19 protein-coding genes and 1 tRNA gene are annotated in these 25084 nt (G+C 75.0%); 19 read left to right on the top strand and 1 reads right to left on the bottom strand.

Annotation, left to right across the window (positions count from 1 at the left end; genetic code table 11):
- Nucleotides 1-291: 291 nt before the first annotated feature.
- From ssd to ACIQD7_RS28695, 7 genes are all read left to right on the top strand, one after another.
- Nucleotides 292-1362, top strand: a complete 1071-nt coding sequence (gene ssd / locus ACIQD7_RS28725) for a septum site-determining protein Ssd (RefSeq protein WP_402445349.1) — start codon at nucleotides 292-294, stop codon at nucleotides 1360-1362.
- Nucleotides 1359-2531, top strand: coding sequence for a TadA family conjugal transfer-associated ATPase (locus ACIQD7_RS28720; RefSeq protein ID WP_402445348.1), 1173 nt, complete (start codon nucleotides 1359-1361; stop codon nucleotides 2529-2531). The genes ssd and ACIQD7_RS28720 overlap by 4 nt, the downstream gene beginning before the upstream one ends.
- Nucleotides 2531-3406: a type II secretion system F family protein gene (locus ACIQD7_RS28715; protein WP_402445346.1), complete on the top strand. Its 876-nt coding sequence runs from the start codon at nucleotides 2531-2533 to the stop codon at nucleotides 3404-3406. Before ACIQD7_RS28720 ends, ACIQD7_RS28715 begins: the two co-directional genes overlap by 1 nt.
- Nucleotides 3407-3411: 5 nt before the next feature.
- Nucleotides 3412-4182 carry a type II secretion system F family protein gene (locus tag ACIQD7_RS28710; protein ID WP_402445449.1) on the top strand — a complete coding sequence of 257 codons (771 nt, stop codon included), beginning with the start codon at nucleotides 3412-3414 and terminating at the stop codon, nucleotides 4180-4182.
- Nucleotides 4183-4261: 79 nt separating this feature from the next.
- On the top strand, nucleotides 4262-4474 hold the full coding sequence (locus ACIQD7_RS28705; RefSeq protein ID WP_121830235.1) for a DUF4244 domain-containing protein: 213 nt from the start codon (nucleotides 4262-4264) through the stop codon (nucleotides 4472-4474).
- A complete protein-coding gene (locus ACIQD7_RS28700) occupies nucleotides 4461-4916 on the top strand; it encodes a TadE family type IV pilus minor pilin (protein ID WP_402445344.1) in 456 nt (151 codons plus the stop codon). Before ACIQD7_RS28705 ends, ACIQD7_RS28700 begins: the two co-directional genes overlap by 14 nt.
- The gene (locus ACIQD7_RS28695) at nucleotides 4913-5425 is read left to right on the top strand and encodes an Rv3654c family TadE-like protein (RefSeq protein WP_402445342.1); all 513 of its coding nucleotides are present in this window, start codon (nucleotides 4913-4915) and stop codon (nucleotides 5423-5425) included. Before ACIQD7_RS28700 ends, ACIQD7_RS28695 begins: the two co-directional genes overlap by 4 nt.
- Here the strand turns inward: ACIQD7_RS28695 and ACIQD7_RS28690 are convergent.
- The gene (locus ACIQD7_RS28690) at nucleotides 5316-7844 is read right to left on the bottom strand and encodes a DEAD/DEAH box helicase (RefSeq protein ID WP_402445340.1); all 2529 of its coding nucleotides are present in this window, start codon (nucleotides 7842-7844) and stop codon (nucleotides 5316-5318) included. The genes ACIQD7_RS28695 and ACIQD7_RS28690 overlap by 110 nt on opposite strands.
- A gap of 80 nt (nucleotides 7845-7924) precedes the next feature.
- Between ACIQD7_RS28690 and ACIQD7_RS28685 the strand changes: the two genes are divergently transcribed.
- The 12 genes from ACIQD7_RS28685 to ACIQD7_RS28630 all read left to right on the top strand — a co-directional run bounded on the left by ACIQD7_RS28685 (nucleotide 7925) and on the right by ACIQD7_RS28630 (nucleotide 24740).
- Entirely contained in the window at nucleotides 7925-8278 is a 354-nt protein-coding gene (locus tag ACIQD7_RS28685) for an STAS domain-containing protein (RefSeq protein WP_030205962.1), read from the top strand.
- A 15-nt stretch (nucleotides 8279-8293) separates the two neighbouring features.
- On the top strand, nucleotides 8294-8752 hold the full coding sequence (locus ACIQD7_RS28680) for an ATP-binding protein (protein WP_121830223.1): 459 nt from the start codon (nucleotides 8294-8296) through the stop codon (nucleotides 8750-8752).
- 200 nt (nucleotides 8753-8952) lie between these two features.
- Nucleotides 8953-11286: a sodium-translocating pyrophosphatase gene (locus ACIQD7_RS28675; RefSeq protein ID WP_402445338.1), complete on the top strand. Its 2334-nt coding sequence runs from the start codon at nucleotides 8953-8955 to the stop codon at nucleotides 11284-11286.
- Between the two features lie 161 nt (nucleotides 11287-11447).
- On the top strand, nucleotides 11448-12128 hold the full coding sequence (locus ACIQD7_RS28670; RefSeq protein ID WP_402445336.1) for a small secreted protein: 681 nt from the start codon (nucleotides 11448-11450) through the stop codon (nucleotides 12126-12128).
- A 184-nt stretch (nucleotides 12129-12312) separates the two neighbouring features.
- Nucleotides 12313-13860 (top strand): methyltransferase, encoded by a 1548-nt coding sequence (locus tag ACIQD7_RS28665; RefSeq protein ID WP_402445335.1) that lies wholly within the window; start codon nucleotides 12313-12315, stop codon nucleotides 13858-13860.
- Nucleotides 13861-14113: 253 nt separating this feature from the next.
- On the top strand, nucleotides 14114-14380 hold the full coding sequence (locus ACIQD7_RS28660) for a hypothetical protein (RefSeq protein ID WP_402445334.1): 267 nt from the start codon (nucleotides 14114-14116) through the stop codon (nucleotides 14378-14380).
- A 169-nt stretch (nucleotides 14381-14549) separates the two neighbouring features.
- A complete protein-coding gene (locus ACIQD7_RS28655; protein WP_121830227.1) occupies nucleotides 14550-14747 on the top strand; it encodes a hypothetical protein in 198 nt (65 codons plus the stop codon).
- Between the two features lie 249 nt (nucleotides 14748-14996).
- Nucleotides 14997-17807 carry a type I DNA topoisomerase gene (gene topA / locus ACIQD7_RS28650; protein WP_402445332.1) on the top strand — a complete coding sequence of 937 codons (2811 nt, stop codon included), beginning with the start codon at nucleotides 14997-14999 and terminating at the stop codon, nucleotides 17805-17807.
- A 147-nt stretch (nucleotides 17808-17954) separates the two neighbouring features.
- Entirely contained in the window at nucleotides 17955-21560 is a 3606-nt protein-coding gene (tmk, locus tag ACIQD7_RS28645; protein ID WP_402445331.1) for a dTMP kinase, read from the top strand.
- Between the two features lie 142 nt (nucleotides 21561-21702).
- Nucleotides 21703-22902, top strand: a complete 1200-nt coding sequence (locus ACIQD7_RS28640) for a DNA polymerase III subunit delta' (protein ID WP_402445330.1) — start codon at nucleotides 21703-21705, stop codon at nucleotides 22900-22902.
- Between the two features lie 131 nt (nucleotides 22903-23033).
- On the top strand, nucleotides 23034-24581 hold the full coding sequence (locus ACIQD7_RS28635) for an alpha/beta hydrolase (protein WP_402445328.1): 1548 nt from the start codon (nucleotides 23034-23036) through the stop codon (nucleotides 24579-24581).
- A gap of 85 nt (nucleotides 24582-24666) precedes the next feature.
- A tRNA-Thr gene (locus ACIQD7_RS28630) sits at nucleotides 24667-24740 on the top strand.
- The last annotated feature ends 344 nt before the right edge of the window (nucleotides 24741-25084 follow it).

The raw sequence follows: 25084 nt of genomic DNA, 5'->3' as shown, positions 1-25084 counted from the left end.
ACGGCCCCACGGTGATTCCTGTCGCGAAGTTCGCGGACGGCGGGAATCACGAGAGGGGTGTGTGCCGTGGAGGCATCCAGGACTTCCGGGAGCGGGAGCACGGGCCGGGGCGTGTGGTCGGCGGGAGCAGGGGCGAGGCGGTCCGGGGCGCGGGGGCCGGAGGAACCGGGTCGAGGAGAGCCGGGCCCGAGGGGGTCCGGCCCGGGAGGGCCGGGCTCAAGGGGATCCAGCCCGGGGGAGCCCGGTCCGGAGGGTCGGGGCGCGGGGGAGCCGGACTCGGAGGCTCGGGGCGTGGGGGAGGTGCGGCGGGCCGGGCCGCTGATCGTCACCGAGGACTTCGGGCTGCTCGACGACCTGCTCCGGCTGTGCGCGGCGGCCGGGGTCGAGCCCGAGGTGCACCACCGGGTGCCCGAGCGGCGGTCGGGCTGGACGGACCCGCCGCTCGTCCTGGTCGGTGACGACGCCGCCGCCCGCTGCCGGGGAGCGGTGCGCCGGCCGGGGACCCTCCTGGTCGGACGCGACCGGGACGATCCGGGGGTGTGGCGCCTCGCCGTGGAGATCGGCGCGGAGGGCGTGCTGCGGCTCCCGGACGCCGAGGGCCTGCTCGTGGACCGCATCGCCGACGCGGCCGAAGGGGTGGGCCGGCAGGCGCTGACCGTCGGCGTCGTCGGCGGTCGTGGAGGCGCGGGCGCCTCCACCCTGGCCTGCGGTCTCGCCCTCGCCGCCGCCGGAACCGGGCGGCGCACCCTCCTCGTGGACGGGGACCCGCTGGGCGGCGGCCTCGACGTGCTGCTCGGCGGCGAGCGCGAGGAGGGCAGGAGGTGGCCCGACTTCGTCGCCTCCAAGGGCCGACTCGCGAGCGGCGCCCTGGAGGAGTCCCTGCCGTCCGTGCGGGGAGTCCGGGTGCTCAGCTGGGGCAGGGAGCCCGCGCCGCCGGTGCCGCCCGAGGCCGTGCGGTCCGTGCTCGCCGCCGCGCGCCGCCGGGGCGGGGTCGTCGTGGTCGACCTGCCGCGCGGCGGAGACCTGCCGACCGCCGAGGCCCTGGCCCAGCTCGACCTCGGACTGCTCGTCGTGCCCGGCGAACTGCGGGCCGTCGCGGCGGCCCACCGGGTGGCCGCGACCCTCGGGACGGCCGTGCGCGACCTGCGGGCCGTGGTGCGCGGGCCCTACGCGACGGGACTCGACGAGCGGTGGGTCGCCGACGCGCTGCGGCTGCCGCTCGTCGGTGAACTCCCCTACGACCCGGGGATCGTGGCCGACCAGGACGCGGGGCTTCCGCCGGGCGCCGAGCCCCGGGGGTCGCTCGGCCGGTTCTGCGCCGCCTTCTGGGAGCGCGTGTTCACGCCCGGCGGTGCGGCATGACCGGGGCCTGGGGCGAAGGCGGCGGCACGGGCCTGCTCGACGCCGTGCGGCAACGGCTCGCGGCGAGCGGGGCCGAGCCCACCCCGGCCCGGGTCGCGGCGGCGCTGCGGGCCCAGGGAAGGTTGCTCGGCGACGCGGAAGTGCTCGGAGCGGCCGAGGAGTTGCGGTGTGAACTGATCGGCACCGGCCCCCTCGAACCGCTGCTCGCCGACCCGGCGGTCACCGACGTCCTGGTCTCCGCCCCCGACCGGGTGTGGGTGGACCGGGGCACCGGGCTCGAACGGGTCCCGGTGGCCTTCCCCGACGCCGCCGCCGTCCGCAGGCTCGCGCAGCGGCTCGCGGCCGTCGCCGGGCGCAGGCTCGACGACGCCCGCCCCTGGGTGGACGCCCGGCTCCCCGACGGCACCCGGATGCACGCGGTGCTGCCGCCGGTGGCGGTCGGCTCGACCTGCCTCTCGCTGCGGGTGGTGCGTCCGCGGGCCTTCTCCCTGGAGGAGCTGGCCGCGGCGGGCACGGTGCCGCCCGGCGGCGCCCCCGTCCTGCGGGCCCTGATCGACGCCCGGGTCTCGTACCTGGTCAGCGGAGGCACGGGCACGGGGAAGACCACGCTCCTCGCCTCCCTGCTCGGCCTGGTGGGGGAGCGGGAGCGGATCGTGCTCGCCGAGGACTCGGCGGAGCTGCGGCCCGACCACCCGCACGTGGTGCGCCTGGAGGCGCGGCCCGCCAACCAGGAGGGCGCCGGGCTTGTCACCCTGCGGGACCTGGTCCGGCAGGCGCTGCGGATGCGGCCCGACCGGCTGGTGGTCGGCGAGGTGCGCGGAGGGGAGGCCGTGGACCTCCTCGCGGCCCTGAACACGGGCCACGAAGGGGGCTGCGGAACGGTCCACGCCAACACGGCGGCGGACGTCCCGGCGCGGCTCGAAGCCCTGGGGACGGCGGCAGGGCTCGACCGGGCCGCCCTGCACAGCCAGTTGGGCGCCGGGCTCTCGGCCGTGCTCCACGTGGTGCGGGACCGGGACGGGCGGCGGCGGATCGCCGAGGTCCACGTCCTGGAGCGCGACCGGGAGGGGCTGGTCCGGACGGTCCCCGCGCTCCGGTGGGGCGCGGCCGGGTTCGCACGGGAGCGGGGCTGGGACCGGTTGAGGACGCTGATCGGAGGCGGAGCGTGATGACGGCCGAGCTGGAAGCGGTGCGGGGCGCGGCGCAGGGCGCTGCGGTGCTCTGCGCGGGGTTCGCCCTGTGGTGGGCGGTCGAGCGGCGGCGCGGGACCGGCCGGGCGCGGGCGGTCCTCGCGGGCGGTGTGCCCGAAGGGCCCGGCAGGGCACGGGTGGTGGTGGTCACGCGCTGGTGGGCCCTGCTGCGGGGGCGGCGCGCGTGGCTGTGCCTACCGGTGGCGGGGGTGATCGCGCTGCTCGGGGAGTCGCCGCTGCCGCTGGTGGCGGGGGCGCTCGCGGTGCCCCTGGTCGGTCGGCGGCTGCGGGCCGCCGGGCGGCGGAGGGAGCGGGAGGCGCGGGCCGAGCGGGTCGTGGCCCTGTGCGGGGCGGCCGTCGGGGAGTTGCGATCCGGCCGGCAGCCCGCGCAGGCGCTGTCCTTCGCGGCCCGGGAGACCGGCGCCCTGGGCGACGAGGAGGCGCGGGTGCTCGCGGCGGCCCGGTTCGGCGGGGACGTGCCGGAGGCCCTGCGGAGGGCCTCCCGGCAGGACGGCGCCGACGGCCTCGCGGGCATGGCGGCCTGCTGGCAGGTGGCCGTCGACGGGGGCGCGGGCCTGGCCGCCGGACTCGACCGGCTGGAGGCCTCCCTGCGGGGCCACCACGAACAGCGGGAGCGGCTGCGGGCCGAACTGGCCGGTGCCTGGGCCACGGTGACCGTCCTCGCGCTGCTCCCTGCGGCGGGGCTCGCCCTCGGCGCGGCGCTCGGAGCCGACCCGCTGCGGGTGCTGCTCCACACCCCGGCCGGCCTGGGCTGCCTGGCCGTGGGCGGGGCCCTGGAGGCGGCCGGGCTGTGGTGGGCCGCGCGGATCGTACGGGGAGGTGAGCGGGCGTGACGCCGCTGGACGTCCTCCAGGCGGGGGCGCTCCTGACGGCGGCGGTGTGCCTGGTCGCGCAAGGCGTCCGCGAGGTGCTGCGCGAGTCGGCGGCGCGCCGGTCGCGGAGGCGGGCGCGGAACCTCCTCGGGACACCGGCCCCACCGCCCCGGAAGGTCCGGACGGAGCTGCCGCCGTGGGTGGCGCTCTGGACGGTGCCGGTCGTGGCGGCCGGCCTCGGCTGGGCGCTCTTCGGCGGGATCGCCGGCCTGGGCGCGGGCGTGCTGGCGGCCTGCGGGGTCCGAGGACGGCTCCCCGGGCGCCGGAAGCCGCCCGGCCCGGACGGCGACGAGGAGGAAGCGGCACGGCATCTGCCGCTCGCGGCCGACTTGTTGGCGGCCTGTGTCGCCTCGGGGGCCTCGCCCGGAGAGGCGGTGGAGGCGGTGGGCCGGTCGCTGGGCGGTCCGCTCGGGGAGCGTCTGGCCCGTACGGCGGCCGAACTGCGCCTCGGCGGCGAACCGGCCGAGGTGTGGCGGAGGTTCGGCGCGATACCGGGAGCCATGGGGCTCGCCCGCTGTCTGGAGCGGGCCGGTTCCTCGGGGGCGCCCTCGGCGGAGGCCGTGGCCCGGCACGCGACGGCCCTGAGGGCGGCCCGCACCCGTACGGCGGCGGCCGGGGCGCGCCGGGCCCAGGTCCTGATCAGCGCGCCCGTGGGGCTCTGCTTCCTGCCGGCCTTCCTGGCGGTGGGGGTGGCCCCGGTGGTGATCGGCCTCGCGACGGGCCTGCTGAAGGGGTGACGACGCCCGAAAGACACGGCATGACGACAACAGCACCGACGATGACGAGGAGAACGACATGGCGGTTACGGCGGCAGCGATGGCGACGGCGGTCAGGGACCGGGTCGGCGGATGGTGGCGGGCACGACGGGAGGCGGCGCGCCGCGACGCGGGGATGAGCACGGCCGAGTACGCGGTGGGGACGATCGCGGCGGCGGCGTTCGCCGCGGTGCTCTACAAGGTCGTGACCAGCGGGACGGTCTCGGGAGCGCTGGAGTCGATGATCGGGAAGGCGCTCGATGCGTCGTTCTGACCGGGGCTTCGCGACCGTGGAGGCGGCGATGGTCCTCCCCGTCCTGGCGCTGTTCACGGTGACCCTGCTCTGGGCGCTGGCCGCGTCCGCCGCGCAGATCCGGTGCGTGGACGCGGCTCGGGCGGGGGCGCGGGCGGCGGCCCGTTCGGAGCCGATGGCCGCCGCGGAGGCGGCCGCGAGGACCACGGCTCCCGAGGGCGCCCGGGTGTCGGTGACGCGCTCGGGCGAGCTGTGGCGGGTGACGGTGGAGGCGGTGGCCCCCGGCCCTCGGGGCCTGGGCCTCACCCTACGGGCGGACGCGGCGGCCCTCGCGGAGGACACCGGGCTCCTCGCGGAGGGCGGCGCGGCGACCGGGGCCTTGGGCATCGGAGACGCCGGGGGCGGGGGCGGGGAGCTCGGGGTCACGGATTCCGGGCCTTCGGGACCCGGGAGCCTGCCGTGAGGGCCGGTCGCCGGTGGCCCGGTCGGTGGGGATCCGGCTGGCGGCGGTCCGACCGGTGGCGGTCCGGCCGGTGGGGATCCGAGCGGCGGGGATCTGGGCGGCGAGGGGACCGGGGTGCGGCGACCGTGTGGACGGCGTTCGCGGCCTGTGCGCTGTGCGTGGTGTTCGGGGCGGTGCTCGCGCTGGGACAGGCGGTGGCGGCCCGGCACCGGGCCGGTGGGGCCGCCGACCTGGCCGTCCTCGCCGCCGCCGACCGGGCCCTGTGGGGCGAGGCCGAGGCGTGCGCGGCGGCCTCCCGGGTGGCCGGCGCACAGGGCGCCGAGGTGGTGCGGTGCGCGGTGCGGGGCGAGCTGGCCGAGGTGACCGCGCGGGTGGCAGGCGGCCCGTACCGGCCGGAGGTCAGGTCGCGCGCGGGGCCTCCGGAACTCCTGCCGGGCCCGCAAGGTCAGCCGGAGCCGCCCCCGGGGCCGTCTCCCGGTCTTCCGGGGCCTCGCGGAGGAGTTCCGTGAGGAGGCGGACCGCGCCGCGCTTGTGGAGGGGGTCGTTGCCGTTGCCGCACTTCGGGGACTGGATGCAGGAGGGGCAGCCCGCCTCGCACTCGCAGGAGGCGATGGCCTCCCGGGTGGCCGTCAGCCAGGCGCGGGCCGTGTGGAAGGCCCGCTCGGCGAAGCCCGCGCCGCCCGGGTGCCCGTCGTACACGAAGACGGTGGGCAGCAGGGTGTCGGGGTGGAGCGGGACGGAGACGCCGCCGATGTCCCAGCGGTCGCAGGTGGCGAAGAGCGGCAGCATCCCGATGGAGGCGTGCTCGGCGGCGTGCAGGGCGCCGCCGAGGATCTCCGGGCCGACCCGGGCCGCGTCGAGCTGGTCCTCGGTGACCGTCCACCACACGGCGCGGGTGCGCAGGGTGCGGGGCGGCAGGTCGAGCTTGGTCTCGCCGAGGACCTCGCCCGTGATGAGACGGCGGCGGAGGAAGGAGACGACCTGGTTGGTGACCTCGACGGAGCCGTAGCAGAGGCGGCCGGCTCCCCAGGGGACCTCGGTGTCGGTGTCGAGGACGGCGATGGAGGTGGTGTCGCGAGCGGTGGTGGAGTACGGCGGGACGGCCTCTTCCACGAGGGCCACGGAGTCCTTGAGGTCCAGCTCCCGCACCAGGTAGGTGCGGCCCTGGTGGAGGTGGACGGCGCCCTCGTGGACGGAGGCGTGGGAGGCCGCCTCGTCGACCGTACCGAGGAGGCGGCCGGTGCCGGCCTCCACGATCTGCACGGGGCTCCCGCCGCCGCCCCGGATGTCGGTGAGGTCGGCGGCCCGCTCGCGGCGGGTCCAGTACCAGCCGGTGGGACGGCGGCGCAGGAGCCCGGCCGTCTCCAGCTGGGGGAGCAGGTCGGGGACGGCCGGGCCGAAGAGGGCCAGGTCGGGTTCGGTGAGCGGCAGCTCCGCCGCCGCCGCGCACAGATGGGGGGCGAGGACGTACGGGTTGTCGGGGTCCAGGACGGTCGACTCGACCGGCTGCTCGAAGATCGCCTCCGGGTGGTGGACCAGGAAGGTGTCCAGCGGGTCGTCCCGGGCGACCATGATCGCGAGGGCGCCCTCGCCCGAACGGCCGGCGCGGCCCGCCTGCTGCCACAGGGAGGCCCTGGTCCCCGGGTAACCGGCGATCAGGACGGCGTCCAGGCCCGAGACGTCCACGCCCAGCTCCAGGGCGGTCGTGGCGGCCAGGCCCAGGAGCTCCCCGGAGTGCAGGGACCGCTCCAGGGCGCGGCGCTCCTCGGGCAGGTAGCCGCCCCGGTAGGCGGCGACGCGGCGGGCCAGCGCGCGGTCGGTCTCGGCGAGCCGCTCCTGGGCGATCACCGAGATCAGCTCGGCGCCGCGCCGGGACCGTACGAAGGCGACCGAGCGGGCGCCCTGCCGGGTCAGGGCGGTCAGCAGGTCGGCGGTCTCGGCGGTGGCCGTGCGGCGCACGGGCGCGCCGCGCTCGCCGCTCAGCTCGGTCAGCGGCGGCTCCCACAGGGCGAAGACCAGCTCGCCGCGCGGGGAGGCGTCGTCGGAGACCTCGGTGACCGGCAGGCCGGTGAGGCGGCCGGCGGCCCGGGCGGGGTCGGCGGAGGTGGCCGAGGCGAGGAGGAAGACCGGCTCGGAGCCGTACCGGGCGCAGATCCGGCGCAGGCGCCGCAGCACCTGGGCGACGTGGGAGCCGAAGACGCCCCGGTAGGTGTGGCACTCGTCGATCACGACGTAGCGCAGGGCGCGCAGGAAGGAGGACCACCGGGGGTGGGAGGGGAGCAGGCCCCGGTGCAGCATGTCGGGGTTGGTGAGCACGTAGTTCGCGTACTGGCGGACCCACTCGCGCTCCTCGACCGGCGTGTCGCCGTCGTAGAGGGCGGGGCGGATCCGGTTGCCGAGCGGGGCGGCCAGTTCCCGCACGGCGCGCCGCTGGTCGGCGGCGAGGGCCTTGGTGGGGGAGAGGTAGAGGGCGGTGGCCCCGCGCCCGTTCGGGGCCTCGGAGCCGTCCAGGAGGGTGCTGAGGACCGGGGCGAGGTAGGCGAGCGACTTGCCCGAGGCGGTACCGGTGGCGATCACCACGGACTCGCCGTCGAGGGCGTGCTCGGCGGCCTGTGCCTGATGGGCCCAGGGGTGCTCGATCCCGGCCTCCCGGACCGCCGCGATCACCTCCGGACGGATGCGGTGCGGCCAGACCGCATGACGACCCGCCCGGGCGGGCATGTGCTCCGTATGAGTGATGCGCGCGGCTCGGCTCTCGCCCGAGGAGAGCCGGTCGAGGAGCATGTCGGGAGAGGGGCGGCTGCCCTTGTCCCCGGCGGGACGACTGGGGCGGTGATTCTTGGCCATCGGCATCGAGTGTGTCACTGCCATGACGGACAATGCTTCCAAGGCGTCGTGCATGGCTGTTGGTAAGTGATTGAATGCCATCGCGGCTGGCGATCCGTTCCTCGGCCCCGTCCGGGAGCCCCGAGAGAACGATCGCCCGATAGCAAGGTGCTGGAGGATCCGTGGACCTGTCCCTGTCGACTCGCAACGTGACCGGTGCTGGTGGTGACCGTACGGTCGTCGAGGTCGGTGGCGAGATTGATGTGTATACCGCGCCCAAGCTGCGCGAGCAGTTGGTCGAGTTGGTGAACGACGGCAGCTACCACCTGGTCGTCGATATGGAGAGCGTGGACTTCCTCGACTCCACCGGTCTCGGTGTGCTCGTCGGCGGCCTGAAGCGCGTCCGTGCCCACGAGGGCTCGCTGCGCCTCGTCTGCAACCAGGAGCGCATTCTCAAGATTTTCCGGATCACGGGTCTCACCAAGGTGTTCCCGATCCACACCTCGGTCGACGAGGCCGTCAACGCCGTCGACTGAGCCCGGGGGGTTCGCATGGCCACCGTTGAACTCCGCTTCAGCGCCCAGCCCGAGCACGTCCGGACGGCCCGCCTGGTGGCGGCCGCGGTGGCGCGCCGGGCGGGGGTGGACGAGGCGGTCCTCGACGAGGTGCGGCTCGCCGTCGGCGAGGCGTGTTCCCGTGCCGTCGGGCTGCACCGCAGCAACGACGTCACGACCCCCATCCGGGTCGTCCTGACCGAGGAGGAGAAGTCCTTCTCCATCGAGGTCGGCGACGAGGTCCCGGGAGCGGGGGTGGCGGCGGCCGATGCCGTCGGGGTGCCCGGCGCGCGCGCCGAGGCCCCGGCCGAGGACTTCGACGACGCCGACGGTGAGGACGAGATGGGTCTCGCGGTGATCCGCGGACTCGTCGACGACGTCGAGGTGAGCGCCGGCGCGGACGGCGGCACCCTCCGCATGACCTGGCCGGTGAGTTCGGCGGACGTCCTGTCCTGAGACGCCCCCGGACCCGGCCGACGCGAAAGCGGCGGTACGGGAAGAGGCCCTGCCCCCGGCAGGGCCTCTTCCCGTGTCCAGGGGCGTCCCGGGGTGCCCCTGGGCCGCATTCCGGGACGTCGGGCTGCGGGTTGACGCATCCGCGCGGGCGGCCCCAGGGTCCCCGTATGTTCCGGTTCGTCTCCCTATGATCCGTCTCCATGGACGACCCCGCTTTCCTTCTCACGGACCCGACCTCCCTCGCCGCGGCGGTGCTCACGAGCGGGAACCGGGCGATCGTGGTCGGCGTCGCGGCCGTCGCCCTCGCCGCGCTGGTCGTCGCGTGGGTCTTCGCCCGCCGGGTGCTCGCGGCCGGCGAGGGCACCGAGCGGATGCGGGAGATCGCCGCCGCCGTGCAGGAAGGGGCCAACGCCTATCTCGCGCGGCAGCTGCGGACCCTCGCCGTCTTCGCCGCCGCCGTGTTCCTCCTGCTCCTCGCGCTGCCCGCCGACACCTGGTCGCAGCGGGCCGGACGGTCCCTGTTCTTCCTGGTCGGGGCGTTGTTCTCGGCGACCACCGGCTACCTCGGCATGAGGCTCGCCGTACGGGCGAACGTCCGGGTCGCCGCCGCGGCCCGGGACGCCGCCCCGGTACCGGGCGGACCGGAGGGGGACCCGGCCGAGGCCACCCACCGGGCCATGCGGATCGCCTTCCGCACCGGCGGGGCCGTCGGCATGTGCACCGTCGGCCTCGGGCTGCTCGGCGTCGCCTGCGTCGTCCTCGTCTACGCCGCCGACGCGCCCAAGGTCCTGGAGGGATTCGGGCTCGGCGCGGCGCTCATCGCCATGTTCATGCGCGTGGGCGGCGGCATCTTCACCAAGGCCGCCGACGTCGGCGCCGACCTGGTCGGCAAGGTCGAGCAGGGCATCCCGGAGGACGACCCGCGCAACGCCGCCACCATCGCCGACAACGTGGGGGACAACGTCGGCGACTGCGCCGGCATGGCGGCCGACCTCTTCGAGTCGTACGCCGTCACCCTGGTCGCCGCGCTCATCCTCGGCAAGGCCGCCTTCGGCGACCACGGTCTCGCCTTCCCCCTGATCGTGCCCGCGATCGGCGTGGTCACCGCCGTGATCGGCATCCTCGCCGTCTCGCCCCGGCGCACCGACCGCGGCGGGATGAGCGCGATCAACCGCGGCTTCCTCGTCTCGGCGGTGGTCTCGCTCGGGCTCGTCGCCGTCGCCGCCTTCGCCTACCTGCCGTCCTCCTACGCCGACCTGGAGGGCGTCACCGAGCCCGGCGTCCCCGGCCACGGGGGCGACCCGCGCGTCCTCGCCCTGGTCGCCGTCGCCCTCGGCATCGTCCTCGCCGCGCTCATCCAGCAGCTCACCGGCTACTTCACCGAGACGAACCGGCGGCCCGTACGGGACATCGGGAAGTCCTCGCTCACCGGCCCCGCGACCGTCGTCCTCGCGGGCGTGGCCCTCGGCATGGAGTCCGCCGTCTACACGGCGCTCCTCATCGGACTCACCGTGTACGGGGCGTTCCTGCTCGGCGGGACCTCGATCGTGCTGGCGCTCTTCGCGGTCGCGCTCGCCGGGACGGGCCTGCTCACCACCGTCGGCGTGATCGTCGCCATGGACACCTTCGGCCCGGTCGCGGACAACGCCCAGGGCATCGCGGAGATGTCCGGGGACGTCGAGGGCGCGGGCGCGCGGGTCCTGACCGAGCTGGACGCCGTCGGCAACACGACCAAGGCCATCACCAAGGGCATCGCCATCGCCACCGCCGTCCTGGCCGCCGCCGCGCTCTTCGGCTCGTACCGGGACGCCATCGCGACCGCGGTCGCCGACGTCGGCGCGGAGGCGGGCGCGCTGACGCTCTCGATGGACGTCTCGCAGCCCAACAACCTCTTCGGCCTGATCCTCGGCTCCTCGGTCGTCTTCCTCTTCTCGGGCCTCGCCGTCAACGCCGTGTCCCGGTCGGCGGGATCGGTGGTGTACGAGGTGCGGCGGCAGTTCCGCGAGCACCCCGGGATCATGGACTTCACCGAGAAGCCGGAGTACGGGCGGGTCGTCGACATCTGCACCAAGGACGCGCTGCGCGAACTCGCCACGCCCGGGCTGCTCGCCGTGACGGCCCCGATCGCGGTGGGCTTCGCGCTCGGCGTCGGCCCGCTCGGCGCGTACCTCGCCGGGGCGATCGGCACGGGGGCGCTGATGGCGGTCTTCCTCGCCAACTCCGGTGGCGCCTGGGACAACGCGAAGAAGCTGGTCGAGGACGGGCACCACGGCGGCAAGGGCGGCGAGGCGCACGCGGCGACCGTCATCGGGGACACCGTCGGCGACCCGTTCAAGGACACGGCGGGACCGGCGATCAACCCCCTCCTGAAGGTGATGAACCTGGTCGCGCTCCTCATCGCCCCGGCGGTCGTGCGGTTCGGCCACGGGGACGACGCGAACCCCTGGGCGCGGGCGGGCGTCGCCGCGGTCGCGCTGCTCGTCGTCGCCACCGCCGTGCTGCTCTCCAAGCGGCGCTCCGTGGAGGTCTCCTGACGCCGCGTCCGTCTCGTCCAGGGAGACGCCGGGGAAACGTGAGCGGTCTCTCCCTTGGTTCAAAAGGCTTCAATCCCGGATGAATCAGTCGTACGAAAGGTGGAAGTAGCCCGTTCGGCGTGTATGTTCCGGGGCCGAGAGCCTTGGAAGGGACCGATCCGGTGAACAAGAAGCTTGCGGCCGCACTGTCCGGCGGCGCGGTACTGGTGCTCGCGCTGTCGGGTTGCAGCGACGACGAGGGCAACAAGGTGGACGACTGGGCGAAGACGTTCTGCGACCAGGCCAAGCCCCAGATCCAGAAGCGGGCCGACGCCCACCAGATCATCATCTCGACGGCGGCCGACAGCAAGCCCGCCGAGATCCAGGCCGCGGACTCGAAGGCGTTCCAGGACATCGCCGACGCCGACCGCGCCCTCGCCAAGGCCGTGGAGAGTGCCGGCGCCCCGCCCGTGGAGAACGGCGAGAAGGTCAAGCAGGACGCGATCAAGGAGCTCAACGAGACCGCGGTGGCCTACGAGGGGCTCAAGAAGCAGGTCGACGCGCTGGACCCGTCGAACCAGCAGAAGTTCGCGGACGGCCTCCAGAACGTCGCCAACGGGCTGACCAAGATCGAGAAGATGGACCAGCAGGCCCTGGCCAAGCTGGAGGAGGGCGAGCTCGGCCAGGCGATGGCCAAGCAGCCCGGCTGCCAGAAGCCCACCGCCTCCACCCCGCCGAAGCCCTCGGGCTCCGCCTCCCCGGGCGCCGGCTCCACCGCCGACGCGGGCGGCGCCGTCGAGCCCTCCAAGGGCGCGTCCGCGAAGCCGAGCGCGAAGGCGACGGCGACCAAGAGCGAGGAGTAGGCGCCACCTGGGCCCGGTTGGGCTCTCGGCGGGCACCGGCGCGGACTCCGACGGCCCCCGGGCCCCGGAGGCCCCCGGCCCCGGCGATCCCCGGGCCCCGGAGGCCCCCGGAGACGACGGGCCGTCACCGGGCGGCCCGATGTCGGTGGCGGGCGTTGTCGGTGGCGGCCGTCACAATGGGGTGGTGAGTACGACCAGCCTGACTTCCCGCCTCCCGGTGCCCGCGCACGCCGCCCGTCTGCGCGAGGCGCTGCTCGCCGCCGCCTTCACCGCCGACGGCCTCCTCGACCTGCTCGGCGCCCCCGCCTACGCGGCGCTCGCCCGCAGCGAGACCGTGCCCGCCCTGCGCGCCACCGGCGGCGACGGCCCGCTGGAGACCCTCGTCCGGCTCTTCCTGCTCCAGGAGCCCGTCGAGCACGCCCGCGCCGCCGCCGCGCTCCCGCTGGACGAGGCCCTCGCCGACGGCTGGGTGCTCCGCGAGGACGACACCGTGCGCGCCACCGTCGACGTCCGGCCCTACGGCGGGCCCGACGGCGAGGACTGGTTCATCGTCTCCGACCTGGGCTGCGCCGTCGGCGGCGCCGGAGGCATCGGGAAGAAGGACGAAGGGGTCGTCCTCGGCGTCGGCGGCGCCTCCACCACCCTCGCCGGCATCACCGTCCGCACCCCGGTCTCCGCCGCGCTCGACCTCGGCACCGGCTCCGGCATCCAGGCGCTGCACGCCGCCCGGCACGCCACCCGGGTCACCGCCACCGACCTCAACCCGCGCGCCCTGGACTTCACCCGGCTCACCCTCGCCCTCTCCGGGGCCCCGGAGGCCGAGCTGGTCACGGGCTCGCTCTTCGAGCCGGTCGGGGACGACACGTACGACCTGATCGTCTCCAACCCGCCGTTCGTGATCTCCCCCGGCACCGGACTCACCTACCGGGACGGCGGGATGGGCGGCGACGACCTGTGCCGGACGCTCGTGCAGCAGGCGGGGGAGCGGCTCAACGACGGGGGATACGCCCAGTTCCTCGCCAACTGGCAGCACGTGGACGGCGAGGAGTGGCAGGAGCGGCTGCGGTCCTGGGTGCCGCGCGGCTGCGACGCCTGGATCGTGCAGCGGGAGGTCCAGGACGTCACCCAGTACACCGAGCTGTGGCTGCGGGACAGCGGCGACCACCGGGGCGACCCGGCCGCCTACCGGGCCGCGTACGCCCGCTGGCTCGACGAGTTCGAGGCCCGTAAGACACGCGCGGTCGGCTTCGGCTGGATCACGCTCCGGCGGAACGCGGCGGTGGCCTCCGGCGCGGTCGAGCCCTCGATCGTGATCGAGGAGTGGCCGCACCCGGTCGAGCAGCCCCTCGGCCCCACCGTCCTCGCCCACTTCGAGCGCCAGGACTACCTGCGGACCCACGACGACGCGGCCCTCCTCGCCGACCGGTTCACGCTCGCGCCCGAGGTGGTCCAGGAGCAGGTCGGCCTGCCCGGCGCCGAGGACCCGGAGCACGTGGTGCTCCGGCAGAACCGGGGGATGCGCCGGGCGACCCGGGTGGACCACGTCGGCGCCGGGTTCGCCGGCGTCTGCGACGGCACCCTCAGCGCGGGCCGCATCCTTGACGCCATCGGCCAGCTGATGGGCGAGGACCCGGTCCTGCTGCGCGACCGCACCCCGCAGGCGATCCGGCTCCTCGTTGAGGAGGGCTTCCTGCTGCCCGTGGACGAAGGGGCCGAGGGGGAGGGCGTCTGACACGGACCGGGGCTGGCGTCTGATACGGACCGGGGCTGGCGTCTGATACGGACCGGGGCGGGCGTCCGACACGGGCCGGCCGTACCGGGAGCGGGTCGTGCGGGCGCGCGAGGCGGGGCGGGAGGGCGATCGGCTCCGGCCGCTGCGGGACCTGTTCGCCCAAGGGCGGCGCGCTTCCTGCTGCCCCGGCCCTTCGGCACGGTCCACGTGCACGGGGGGCCGGCCGTCCGGCACCCCGAAAGGTCGGACAGCCGTGTTCCGTTTCCCCGCCACCGTCCGGGTCGTGGTCGTCGGCGGGGCGATCTCCCGCCGGGCGCTGTTCAGCGGGGTCACCCCGCCGATGTTCGTCGGAACGCTGCTGGTCGGACCCCTCTTCCAGGTTTTCCTCTTCGTGAGCCCGGGCAGGGAACCGGGTGCCGCCGACGACCGCTTCCACCTCGCCGGAAACGCCGTCCCGCAGCTTCCGCCTCCTGCGTGTACGGCCCCCGGCCTGCTGCTCCTGACCGCCGGCGAGGAGTGACGTGGGCGACAGGCGAGGGGGGTGAGAGGCGGGTCACTACCGGCCATCTTCGTGAAACCGGCCGGACGGGCCCGCGGCGTTCACCCGGAGTTCGCGCCCCCGCCTTCCGGGGCTGCGAGCCTCCCCTGCGGGAGACGAACACCGCACGGGGACGGAACGGGGTACGGGCATGGAGAGCGGGCCGGCGATCTTCGCGGGAGCGGCGTTCACGCTGTTCGGAGGCGCGCTGCTGCTGTGGACCGCCGTGCGCGCGCTGCACCGCGAGCCGGTCGCGTACGGGATCCCCCCGCGCGCCGCGGTCGCGCTGACGAGCCTCTCCGGGGCCGTTCTGCTCGCCCTCGGCGTCTGGTGCTTCGGGCGCCTCTGACCTCCTCCTCCGGTGCCGCCGCCGATCCCGGCGCGCACGCCCCGCCCCGCCGGTCCGGGAGTCCGGGCGGCAGGAATGCCAGGACTCGGGTTACCGTTCGAGTGGCCGTTGCGGGCTTTCGCCGTTTGACACGGGGGCGGGTTGTACCGTCACACTCCGCAGCGACGGGAGCGTCACCGTCCGTGCCGCTGCCGTGCGTGCCAGCGCCGTACGTGCCCAGAGAGTGCCGAACCGGAGAGAAGAGCGAAGTTGTCCCCGACCAGCGAGACCGCACACGGCGGCCGCCGACTCGTCATCGTCGAGTCGCCTGCCAAGGCGAAGACGATCAAGGGCTACCTCGGCCCCGGCTACGTCGTCGAGGCGAGCGTCGGGCACATCCGCGACCTCCCCAGCGGCGCCGCCGAGGTGCCCGAGAAGTACACCGGCGAGGTGCGCCGCCTCGGAGTCGACGTCGAGCACGACTTCCAGCCCGTCTACGTCGTCAACGCCGACAAGAAGGCGCAGGTCAGGAAGCTCAAGGAGCTGCTCGCCGAGTCCGACGAGCTCTACCTCGCCACCGATGAGGACCGCGAGGGCGAGGCCATCGCGTGGCACCTCCGGGAAGTCCTGAAGCCCAAGGTCCCGGTCCACCGGATGGTCTTCCACGAGATCACCAAGGACGCGATCCGCGAGGCCGTCGCCAACCCGCGCGAGCTCAACCAGCGCATGGTCGACGCCCAGGAGACCCGCCGCATCCTCGACCGCCTCTACGGCTACGAGGTCTCGCCGGTCCTGTGGAAGAAGGTCATGCCGAAGCTGTCGGCGGGCCGCGTCCAGTCCGTCGCCACCCGGCTCGTCGTCGAGCGCGAGCGCGAGCGCATCGCCTTCCGCTCCGCCGAGTACTGGGACCTCACCGGCACCTTCTCCACCGGCCGCAAGGGTGACGCCTCCGACCCGTCCTCGCTGGTCGCGCGGCTCGCGACGGTCGACGGCCGGCGCGTCGCGCAGGGCCGCGACTTCGGCTCCGACGGGCAGCTGAAGACCGCGAACGTCCTCCACCTGGACGAGCAGAACGCGCGGACGCTCGCCGCCGCGCTCGCCGACACCGCGTTCTCCGTGCGCTCGGTCGAGTCGAAGCCGTACCGCCGCTCCCCGTACGCCCCCTTCCGGACCACCACCCTCCAGCAGGAGGCGAGCCGCAAGCTGGGCTTCGGTGCGAAGGCGACCATGCAGGTGGCGCAGAAGCTGTACGAAAATGGCTTCATCACCTACATGCGTACGGACTCCACGATCCTGTCCGACACCGCCGTCTCGGCGGCCCGGGCGCAGGTCACGCACCTGTACGGCGCCGACTACCTGCCGGAGAAGCCGCGCGTCTACGCGGGCAAGGTCAAGAACGCGCAGGAGGCGCACGAGGCGATCCGTCCTTCGGGCGATCGTTTCCGCACCCCGGCGGAGACCGGCCTGACCGGCGACCAGTTCAAGCTGTACGAGCTGATCTGGAAGCGGACCGTCGCCTCCCAGATGAAGGACGCGACCGGCAACTCGGTCACCGTCAAGATCGGCGGCCGGGCCTCCGACGGCCGCGACGCCGAGTTCAGCGCCTCCGGCAAGACGATCACCTTCCACGGCTTCATGAAGGCGTACGTGGAGGGGGCCGACGACCCGAACGCCGAGCTCGACGACCGCGAGCGGCGCCTGCCGCAGGTCGCCGAGGGCGACGCGCTGAGCGCCGAGGAGATCACGGCGGACGGCCACGCGACCAAGCCGCCGGCCCGCTACACCGAGGCCTCGCTGGTCAAGGAGCTGGAAGAGCGCGAGATCGGCCGCCCGTCGACGTACGCCTCGATCATCGGCACCATCCTCGACCGCGGCTACGTCTTCAAGAAGGGCACGGCGCTGGTGCCGTCCTTCCTGAGCTTCGCCGTCGTCAACCTCCTGGAGAAGCACTTCGGGCGGCTCGTCGACTACGACTTCACCGCCCGCATGGAGGACGACCTCGACCGCATCGCGCGCGGCGAGGCCCAGTCCGTGCCGTGGCTGAAGCGCTTCTACTTCGGCGAGGGCGCGACCCCCGGCGAGGGCGGCGCCGCCGACGCCGGGAACGGCGACGGCGACCACCTCGGCGGCCTCAAGGAACTGGTCACCGACCTCGGCGCCATCGACGCGCGGGAGATCTCCTCCTTCCCCGTCGGCAACGGCATCGTGCTCCGCGTCGGCCGCTACGGCCCGTACGTCGAGCGCGGCGAGAAGGACGCCGAGGGCCACCAGCGCGCCGACGTCCCCGAGGACCTCGCGCCCGACGAGCTGACCGTCGAGCTCGCCGAGGAGCTGCTCGCCAAGCCGAGCGGCGACTTCGAGCTGGGCACCGACCCCGTCAGCGGCCACCAGATCGTCGCGAAGGACGGCCGCTACGGCCCGTACGTCACCGAGATCCTGCCCGAGGGCACCCCAAAGACCGGCAAGAACGCGGTCAAGCCGCGCACCGCCTCCCTCTTCAAGACCATGTCCCTCGACACGGTGACCCTGGACGACGCGCTCAAGCTGATGTCCCTGCCCCGGGTCGTCGGCGCGGACGCCGAGGGCGTCGAGATCACCGCGCAGAACGGCCGCTACGGCCCGTACCTGAAGAAGGGCACGGACTCGCGGTCGCTCACCGACGAGCAGCAGCTCTTCACGATCACGCTCGACGAGGCCCTCGCGATCTACGCCCAGCCGAAGCAGCGGGGCCGGGCCGCGGCCAAGCCGCCGCTGAAGGAGCTGGGCACCGACCCGGTCAGCGAGAAGCCCGTGGTCGTCAAGGACGGGCGCTTCGGCCCGTACGTGACCGACGGCGAGACGAACGCGACGCTGCGGACCGGCGACAGCGTGGAGACCATCACGCCCGAGCGCGGCTACGAGCTGCTCGCCGAGAAGCGGGCCAAGGGACCGGCGAAGAAGACCGCCAAGAAGGCCCCGGCGAAGAAGACCGCCGCGAAGAAGGCCACCGCTTCCACCGCCAAGAAGACGGCGGCGAAGAAGACGACCGCGAAGAAGACGACGACGGCGAAGAAGACCGCGGCGGCGAAGAAGGCGGAGTAGTCGTCCCGCACCGCGACGACCCCCGAGGGGCGGAGACCACCGGTCTCCGCCCCTTCGCCCTCCCCTCTCCGGTCCTCCTGTCACAGCCTCGTCCGGATGTTCGGGCGGAGGCCGCGGGGAGGAAGGGCGTCCGGATAGGGTGGACGGATGACGCGAGCAGAGCAGCCAGACCGTCTCGGCGATTCCGACGCCGCACTCGTCGCGGATTCCCGGGAGCGCGCCGTACGCGCCCTCTTGCGCCACCAGCCGCTGCGCCGGCTGTGGAGCGCCCATCTGCTCGGCAGTACCGGCGACGCCCTCGCCCTGCTCGTCCTCGTCCTCCTCGGTTTCCAGGCGGCCGTGACGGAGGGCGCGCTCGGGGGCGGCTACCGGGGGGCCGCGTTCGCCGTGGCCGCCGTCGTCGGCGCGCGCCTGCTCGCCTCGGTCCTCTTCGGGGCCGTCCTCCTCGGACCACTGATCTCGCTCACCGGACCCGGCGGGAAGCTCGACCGGCGCTGGACCATGATCGGCGCCGACGGCGTGCGGATCGCGCTCCTCGTCGTCGCGCCCCTGTGGATCGACTGGACCCCCGGCAGCGCCCTCTGGTACCTGCTCGGCACCGTCTTCGTCACCGGAGCGGCCGAACGGCTCTGGACGATCAGCCGCGAGGGCGCCGCGCCCGCGCTGCTGCCCGCCCCGCCCCTGGAGGGCTCCGCCGTACGGCCGCTGCCCGACCACCTCGGCGCGCTGCGCCGGCTGTCCCAGCGCACCGGCTTCCTCGCCGTCCCGGCCGCGGCCGTCGTCCTGCTCGCCGCCACCCTGGTCGGCGAACTGCTCGGCGTCGGACTCGACTGGTTCTCGCTGCACCAGGCCGCCCTCGGCTCGTACGTTGCCGCCGGGCTCTTCGCCGCCTCCGTCACCGTCCTGTACGCGATGGCGCTGCCCGGCGGGGAGACGCCCCGGCCCCGCTCGCCCCTGGAGGGCCTGCGCCGGCCGTCCGCGAAGAAGACCGACGCGGGCAAGGGCGGTGCCGCGGAGAAGGACGGCGGGAGCGGTGCCGCGCAGAAGGGGGGCGCTCCGGGGAACGGCGGCGCTCCGGGGAAGGCCGGCGCTCCGGAGAAGGCCGGCAAGGACGGCCGCACCGGCATCCTGTCCCTCCTCGTCCTCGCCTGCGCCACCGTCGCCGGGGCCATCGCCGCGGCCGCGTCCGTCGCCGTGCTCCACGCCGCCGACCTGGGCGGCGGCCCCGTCACGTACGCCCTCCTGATCCTGGCCCTCAGCGGCGCCACCGCCGCCGGCATCCGCACCGCGGGCTCCGTGCTGCCCGTCCTGTCCCGGCGCCGGCTGCTCGCCCTCGCGATCACCGTCACCGGGGTCGCCCTGATCGCCGCGGGCCTGGTCCCGGACACGGCGACCGTCCTCTTCCTCGCCGTCCTCGCCGGATACGCGGCCGGGGTCGCCGCGAACACCGGCCACGTCCTCGTCGACCAGGAGACCGAGGAGCCCCGCCGGGCCCGGACCACCGAGCACCTCCAGGCTACCGCCCGCTTCGCGATGGGCATCGGCGCGCTCGCCGCCCCGCTGCTCGCCGCCGCGATCGGGCCGCACCGGCTCGCCTCCGGCAGCTCCGTCCTGGAGCACGGCGGCGCCGCCTTCACGCTCGCCCTCACCGGCGCCCTGCTGCTCCCGGTCGCCGCGCTCGTCCTCGCGAAGACCGACGACCGGGCGGGCGTCCCGCTCCGGCGCGACCTGCGCGACGCGCTGCGCGGCTCCGACCCGGCCCAGGCGCCGTCCCCGACCGGCTTCTTCATCGCCCTGGAGGGCGGCGACGGCGCCGGGAAGTCCACCCAGGTGCAGGCGCTCGCCGACTGGATCCGCGCCAAGGGCCACGAGGTCGTCGTCACCCGCGAGCCCGGCGCCACCCCGATCGGCAAGCGGCTCCGCTCGATCCTCCTCGACGTGTCGTCGGCGGGGCTCTCGAACCGGGCCGAGGCCCTGCTGTACGCGGCCGACCGCGCCGAGCACGTCGACTCCCTGGTCCGGCCGGCCCTGGAGCGGGGCGCGATCGTCCTCTCCGACCGGTATATCGACTCGTCCGTCGCCTACCAGGGCGCGGGCCGCGACCTGTCCCCGACCGAGATCGCCCGCATCTCCCGCTGGGCGACCGACGGCCTGGTCCCGCACCTGACCGTCGTGCTCGACGTCTCCCCGGAGACCGCGCGGGAACGGTTCACCGAGGCGCCCGACCGGCTGGAGTCCGAGCCGCCGGAGTTCCACGCGCGCGTACGGGCCGGTTTCCTGGCCCTCGCCGCCGCCGACCCCAGCCGCTACCTCGTCGTCGACGCCGGCCAGGAGCCGGAGGCCGTCACCACCGTCGTGCGCCACCGGCTCGACCGGATGCTGCCGCTCTCCGAGGCCGAGGTGAAGGCCGCCGAGGAGGCCCGCCGCAAGGCCGAGGAGGAGGCGCGGCGCAGGGCCGAGGAGGAGGCCGCGCGCAAGGCCGAGGAGGAGCGCCTGGAGCGCGAGCGCCAGGCGCAGCTCGCCAAGCTGCGCGCCGAGGAGGAGGAGCGCAAGCGGCGCGAGGAGGAAGAGGCGCGCCGCCTAGAGGCCGAGCGGCAGGCGGAGGAGGCCCGGCGGAAGGCCGAGGAGGAGCGGATCGCCGCCGAGCGCGCCGCCGAGGAGGAGCGCAAGCGCCTCGCGGCGGAGGAGAAGGCCCGCAGGGAAGAGGAGGAGCGGCTCCGCAGGGAGGCCGAGGAGGAGGCCCGGCTGCGGGCCGAGGCCGAGGCGCGCCGCCTGGAGAAGCAGCGCAAGGCCGAGGAGGCCCTGCTCCGCGCCGAGGAGGCGCGCCGGGCCGCCGAGGCCGCCGCCGCCGCGAAGGCGGCGGAGGAGGCAGCGGCGAAGGCGGCCGCGGAGAGGCTCGCGGCGGAGGCCGCCGCGAAGGCCGCGGCCGAGCGCGCCGCCGCCGAACGCGCTGCGGCCGAGCAGGCTGCCGCCCAGCGGGCCGCCGAGGCGAAGGAGGCCCGGGAGCGGGCCGCCCGCGAGCAGGAGGCCCGGGAGAAGGCCGCGGCGGAGCAGGCGGCGGCCGAGGCCGCGGCCGCCGCCGAGCGGGAGGCCCGCGCGAAGGCCGCCGAGGCGGCGCGCCGGGCGGAGCGCAAGAAGGCCGAGGCCGCCGCACGGGCCGCCGCCGAGCGGGCCGCCCGCGCCGCCGAGGTGTCGGCGAACGAGGTCACGGTGGCCACACCGATCGTGAAGCCGGACGACGTCACCGTGCCGACTCCCGTCGTGAAGCCGGGGGCCGGGCGCTCCCCGGAGCGGGACGCCCCGACCGCCCCGGCCGACTCGACCGCCCCGACCGTTTCGCCCGAAGAGGTCACGGTGGCCACGCCGATCGTGCGTCCGGAGGCGGAGGTCCGGCCGGAGGCGGAGACCGCCGTCCTGCCGCAGGTCCGCGAGGAGCGGGGCGCCGACGAGACCGCCGTGCTGCCCCCCGTACGGGATCCCCGGAAGCCCCGGGCGTCCGGGCTCGCCGCCGACCGGCTGCCGAAGGACTTCTTCCGCGACGAGCGGGGGGCCGGTTCCGGCGGTGCGCGTGCGGAGGAGCCGCACGGGGCGAACGACCGGACCAGGGAGCTGCCCCAGCTCGACGAGAACGGCCGGCCGCGCCGCCGCTCCGACTGGGCCGAGGAGACCCCGCTCGACGACCTGCCGACGCTGGCGGACGAGCTGTTCGGCCCGCACGAGGACGAGGACGAGGAGCCCCGGCGCCGCCGCTGACGCCTCCCGTACCCCTTCCGCACGGCCGGACGCCTTCGGGCTCCGGCCGTGCGGCCGTTCCCCGCCTTCCCCGCCTTTCCGGTGGACGGGGACTGTCCGAGGGCTGCCCCACAATGGAGGGCGTACCTGAGGAGGGGCAGACATGGCCGTATGGGACGACCTGGTCGGACAGACCCGGGTCGAGGAGCAGCTCGCCGCCGCCGCGCGCGACGCCGACGCGTTCGTGACCGCCCAGGAGACCGGCGGGCCCGCTCCCGAGGCCTCGAAGATGACCCACGCCTGGCTCTTCACCGGCCCGCCGGGCGCCGGCCGGGTCGACGCCGCGCGGGCCTTCGCGGCGGCCCTCCAGTGCGTGAGCCCCGACCGGGCCCTCGGCGGGACGCCGGGCTGCGGGTTCTGCACCGGCTGCCACACGGCGCTGATCGGCACCCACGCCGACGTCACGACGATCTCCGCCATCGGTACGCAGATCCGCGGCAGTGACATGCTCGCCACCGTCCGCAAGTCCTTCACCGCGCCGGCCAACGGCCGCTGGCAGGTCATCCTGGTCGCGGACGCCGAGCGGCTCAACGAGAAGTCGGGCAACGGCGTCCTGAAGGCCGTGGAGGAGCCCGCCCCCCGCACCGTCTGGCTGATCTGCGCCCCCTCCCTGGACGACGTGCTGCCCACGATCCGCTCCCGCTGCCGCCACCTGAGCCTGCGGACCCCCTCGGTGGAGGCCGTGGCCGACGTGCTCGTACGGCGCGACGGAGTCGAGCCCGGCGTCGCCCTGGCCGCCGCCCGCGCCGGCCAGGGGAACATCGGCCGGGCCCGCCGGCTCGCCACCGACGAGCGGGCCCGCGCGCGCCGCGCCGTCGTCCTCAGACTGCCGACGCGGGTCGCGGACATCGGCGGCTGTTTCAAGGCGGCCCAAGAGCTGGTCGACACGGCGACGGAGGACGCGAAGCAGGTCGCGGAGGAGATCGACGCCAAGGAGATCGAGGAGCTGAAGGCGACGCTCGGTGTCGCGCAGGGCGAGCGGATGCCGCGCGGCACGGCCGGGATGATGAAGGAGCTGGAGGACAACCAGAAGCGGCGCGGACGCCGGACCCAGATCGACACCCTGGACCTCGCCCTCACCGACCTGACCGGCTTCTACCGGGACGTCCTCGCCCTCCAGCTCCGTTCGCGCACGCCCCTGAACAACGAGGACGTACGGGACACCCTGGAGGCCGTCGCCCGCGACACCACCCCGGAGCGGACCCTCCGCCGCATCGAGGCCGTCCTCGCCTGCCGCAAGGCCCTCGACCGGAACGTGGCGCCGCTCCTCGCGGTGGAGGCGATGACGATGGCGCTGAGGTAGGGCGGGGCCCCGGGTCCAGTGGCTCCGGGTCCAGTGGCTCCGGATCCAGTGGCTCCGGATCCCGCGCGGCGTTCCGTAGGCGACTCGTCACGATTGGACACGGTCCGTACCGGGCCGGATACGCTCCGGGGATGGACTCCAGGCGCTTGCTCCGTACGTCCGCCGCGGCCCTCGCCTCGGCCGGGCTCATCCTCTCCGGCTGCTCGGGCGGGAGCGGCGAAGCCGCGCCCCGCACGACGACCCAGGGGCAGCAGGCGCCCTCCGCCGCGCCCGAGGCGCTGAAGAGGTTCTACGCCCAGAAGCCGGCGTGGCGGGACTGCGGGACGAGCGGCTTCCAGTGCGCGACCCTGAAGGCCCCGCTCGACTACGCGAAGCCGGACGGGGAGGAGATCGAGCTCGCGGTCTCCCGGGTGCGGGCCACGGGCCCGGGGAAGCGGCTCGGTTCGCTCCTGGTCAACCCGGGCGGGCCCGGCGGCTCCGCCGTCGGCTACCTCCAGGGGTACGCGGGCGTCGGCTACCCGGCCCCCGTCCGCGCCCGCTACGACATGGTGGCCGTCGACCCGCGCGGGGTCGCCCGCAGCGAGCCGGTCGAATGCCTGACGGGCCCGCAGATGGACGCGTACACCCAGGTCGACCAGACCCCCGACGACGCCGCCGAGACCGAGGCGCTGGGCGCCGCCTTCAAGGACTTCGCGGCGGGCTGCGCGAAGCGCTCGGGGAAGGTCCTGCCGCACGTCTCCACCGTCGAGACGGCCCGGGACATGGACGTGCTGCGGGCGGTCCTCGGCGACGAGCGGCTGAACTACGTGGGGGCGTCATACGGCACGTTCCTCGGCGCCACCTACGCCGAGCTGTTCCCCGGCCGGGTCGGGCGACTGGTCCTCGACGGGGCGATGGACCCCTCGCTCCCCGCGATCGACCTCAACCGCGACCAGACCGCCGGCTTCGAGACCGCCTTCCGCGCCTTCGCCGCCGACTGCGTCGCCACGCCGGGCTGCCCGCTGGGCACCGGGTCGGTCCCGGAGGCCGGCGAGGCGCTGAAGAAGTTCTTCCGGGACGTGGACGCGAAGCCGCTGCCCACGGGGGAGAGCCGGAAGCTCGGCGAGTCCCTCGCCACCACGGGCGTGATCGCGGCGATGTACGACGAGGGCGCCTGGCCCCAGCTCCGCGAGGCCCTCACCCAGGCGAAGGGCGGCCGGGGGGCGGGCCTCCTGGCGCTCGCGGACAGCTACTACGAACGCGAGCCGGACGGCGAGTACGCCAACCTGATGGCCGCCAACGCCGCCGTGAACTGCCTCGACCTGCCGGCCGCCTACCGGGACCCGGCCGACGCGGCGAAGGCCGTCCCGTCCTTCGAGAAGGCCTCCCCGGTCTTCGGCGCGGGCCTCGCCTGGGCGGCCCTCAACTGCACCTACTGGCCGTCCCCGGCCACCGGCCGCCCCCACCGCATCACCGCCGAGGGAGCCGCCCCGATCCTGGTCGTCGGCACCACCCGCGACCCGGCCACCCCGTACAAGTGGGCCGAGTCCCTCGCCGCCCAGCTCTCCTCCGGCACCCTCCTGACCTACGAGGGCGACGGCCACACCGCGTACGGCCGGGGCAGCGACTGCATCGACACGGCGATCAACGCCTACCTCCTCGAAGGCACCCCTCCGTCGGACGGAAAGCGCTGCTCGTAGGCCCTCTCCAGGGGTGGTCGGAGCACTCCCGGAAACTGTGTAGACTTGGCGACGCCGCTGCGCCCACCATGGGACCGCACGGCTTGCCGCCTTAGCTCAGTTGGCCAGAGCAACGCACTCGTAATGCGTAGGTCTCGGGTTCGAATCCCGAAGGCGGCTCAGTCGAAAGCCGGGTCAGATCAATTCTGGCCCGGCTTTTTCGTTGCCCGGAGCGGGGCTTGCTCCCTGGTTGTCGCGGGTCTCGACCCAGGGGGCGTCGCGGAGCAGTGGCGTGGGGGCGTAGCCGACGTACCCTTGCCCGGTGCATTGGTCTAGTCCAAACTGATCATTGACGAAGCCTCTGCAGAGTCGGCCGTGCACGGCCCGCCAGGCCGCCGCCGGTCATGATCGACAGGACGCGGTCATCGGATGAGGGGGATGCCATGTCGGAGCGGGCGCCGGCCACGGGGGACTTCGGGGGCGGGCCGGAGGGTGAGGCGGGGGCGTTCGGTCCGCGGCTCCGG

Origin of the sequence: Streptomyces sp. NPDC093071 (assembly GCF_044754545.1) — a bacterium.
GTDB lineage: Bacteria > Actinomycetota > Actinomycetes > Streptomycetales > Streptomycetaceae > Streptomyces.
This window is presented reverse-complemented; position numbering and strand designations above follow the sequence as displayed.